Origin of the sequence: Desulfacinum infernum DSM 9756, assembly GCF_900129305.1 — a bacterium.
In the GTDB taxonomy this organism is placed as follows: domain Bacteria; phylum Desulfobacterota; class Syntrophobacteria; order Syntrophobacterales; family DSM-9756; genus Desulfacinum; species Desulfacinum infernum.
In genome coordinates this window covers 1-2,142 of sequence record NZ_FQVB01000076.1, presented here as the reverse complement: position 1 = coordinate 2,142, position 2,142 = coordinate 1, and the positions used below count along the sequence as shown (strand labels likewise).

Annotated in this window: 3 protein-coding genes and 1 pseudogene; 3 read left to right on the top strand and 1 reads right to left on the bottom strand. The window is 56.1% G+C overall.

Annotated features, from left to right (window positions below):
- Positions 1-20 precede the first annotated feature (20 nt).
- Positions 21-140 (bottom strand): annotated as a pseudogene (locus tag BUB04_RS20365) (ATP-binding protein); the annotation flags it as partial.
- Here BUB04_RS20365 and BUB04_RS20360 point away from each other — a divergent pair.
- The 3 genes from BUB04_RS20360 (at position 84) to BUB04_RS18570 (ending at position 2,083) form a co-directional block, all read left to right on the top strand.
- Positions 84-374, top strand: a complete 291-nt coding sequence (locus tag BUB04_RS20360; RefSeq protein ID WP_353743185.1) for a gamma-glutamylcyclotransferase — start codon at positions 84-86, stop codon at positions 372-374. The pseudogene BUB04_RS20365 and the gene BUB04_RS20360 overlap by 57 nt on opposite strands.
- A gap of 151 nt (positions 375-525) precedes the next feature.
- Positions 526-810: a helix-turn-helix domain-containing protein gene (locus BUB04_RS18575; RefSeq protein ID WP_337833402.1), complete on the top strand. Its 285-nt coding sequence runs from the start codon at positions 526-528 to the stop codon at positions 808-810.
- The gene (locus BUB04_RS18570) at positions 803-2,083 is read left to right on the top strand and encodes a DEAD/DEAH box helicase (RefSeq protein ID WP_073042291.1); all 1,281 of its coding nucleotides are present in this window, start codon (positions 803-805) and stop codon (positions 2,081-2,083) included. Before BUB04_RS18575 ends, BUB04_RS18570 begins: the two co-directional genes overlap by 8 nt.
- Positions 2,084-2,142: the final 59 nt, after the last annotated feature.

The following is a 2,142-nucleotide window of genomic DNA, read 5'->3' as shown; positions in this document are numbered from 1 at the left end:
ACCCACTTGGGACGAAAAAATCAGCCTTGTCGTTTCTGTCTCAGTCGATAGCTTTCCCCTCCCATGATGAAGATGTGTGAATGGTGAATGAGGCGATCCACGATGGGCACAACGACGCTGTCATCCTGGAAGAACTCGCCCCGGGCGACCGCTGGGGCCCCGTGTACGGCGAACTTCTGACCTTCGGCGATCCCGAGACCCGCCTCCCGGCCATCGACCACCTTGAGGGCTTTCACCCCTGCGATTACTGCCTCTATCGCCGCGTTTTAGTCCCTGCCCGGGCAAGCGGCACTGGGCTCCCTGCCTGGCTCTATGTGGTGGGGAATCGCTGGACCGGGAGCGTCAAGGAGCTAATCGGCGGAATCTGGCGATGAAACCCCGGTAGCTGGTCCCCATTTGGAGCCATATACGTAGCAGATTCACGGTATACCAGCAGGTTGTCCTTGGCTGGAATGGACCGGTTGCATATACTTGCATCTGGTTTGGTTGGCATAGTAGGCAGTGATTCTGACAACTGACGAGAGGATGGAAATGAAAGCTTCCGAACGCTGGGTTGGCGTCGACGATGTGCCCGCCCGCCTTGGGGTGGCCAAGGACTCGGTCTATAGATGGATCGGCGAAGGAGGGCTCCCTGCTCACCGTGTGGGACGGTTCTTTCGTTTCAAACTATCCAAAATAGACGAGTGGGTGCGCCAAGACAACGAACCAGAGAATACTTCAAATTCCTTTCAAAGCCGACCCTCCTCGAAAGCCCAAACGAATCGATCAGCACCAAAAAAACGTTCACGGAAGAGGGGCGGGAATGAGTAGCAGTCTGCTCACATCTCAGATCGGGCAGCGGATATTCCTACCCGGGCACTTCGATGTGCCCGTGGTCCTGGAGGATGCACGACCGCTTGGTTCTGATGATTCGGCAGGCTATGAGTGTCGCGTTCGTCTTCCCGACGGCTCACTGGAAGAGGCTGTAATTTCTGCCGAAGAAGTCGCGGCTGTTCTTGGGCAGGGTCCCGACGAAGCCAAAGCGGATACGCCCGTGGATGCCGAGAAGTTGGGGCTTCTAATCGAATCCGCTCGAATTCGATTGGCTTACGCGCATGACCAACAGTTTGCCGTGAGTCTTTCGGGCATCCGCACGCTGCCGCACCAGATCGAAGCGGTTTACCAAGCGATGCTTCCGCAGCCCAGGTTGCGGTTTCTGCTGGCGGATGATCCTGGAGCCGGCAAGACGATTATGGCCGGGCTCCTGGTAAAGGAACTGAAGCTTCGCGAGGCCATTGAGCGCATTCTTATCCTGTGCCCCGCTCCGCTCACCATCCAATGGCAGGACGAGATGCTCCGCTGGTTCGGCGAGCCTTTCGACATCATCTTTTCCGCTGTCGACCAACAGCAATTGACGAATCCATGGCAGAGGTCTTCACAGATCATCGCTTCCATTGACTATGCCAAGCAGGAAGACGTTCGCGAGCGTGTCTGGCAACAGAGGTGGGACCTCGTCATCATCGACGAAGCCCACAAGTGTTCGGCCAGGACAGTCTCAGCCGGACAGAATCGCGAATCCAAGGTTGCGACAACGAAGCGCTATGACTTGGCGTTACGTCTCACATCCCAGGCGGACCACGTCCTCCTCCTGACCGCCACACCCCACCATGGGGATGAAGATAAGTTCGCTCATTTCCTTCGACTCATTGATCCGGACCTCTTCCCGGAACCACACCGCTTGGGGAAGCAGGCAGCTGAAATTCGGCAAAAAGTATTTCACTTAGGGAAAGATTCTCCCTGGTGCCTGCGTCGTCTAAAAGAAGATCTAAGAGATGCAAACGGTAGACGACTTTTCCCGGACCGTCATGCCAAGACCGTTGCCTTCACCTTGAACAACGACGAGTACACCCTTTATAAGAGCGTTACCGCTTACATCAACGAGTTTATCCCGCAGCAGACCGGGCAAAGACGTTCCTCTGCAGCGCTGACCCGAACTGTCCTGCAACGCAGGTTGGTGAGCTCAACCTGCGCGATCCACGAGTCCCTCAAAAGGCGGCTGAAAAAGCAGGAACCTGAATCCGTGAATAGAAAGGCTGCAGACTGACGGTGGGGCATTCGAAATCCATTTCACGGCTGGGTGATGGCTGTTTTCGACTCCCCCGG

Bases quoted from the DNA above. Each gene is read 5' to 3' on its own strand.
- BUB04_RS18570 (WP_073042291.1), top strand. From the start codon at position 803: ATGAGTAGCAGTCTGCTCACATCTCAGATCGGGCAGCGGATATTCCTA.
- BUB04_RS18575 (WP_337833402.1), top strand. From the start codon at position 526: ATGGAAATGAAAGCTTCCGAACGCTGGGTTGGCGTCGACGATGTGCCC.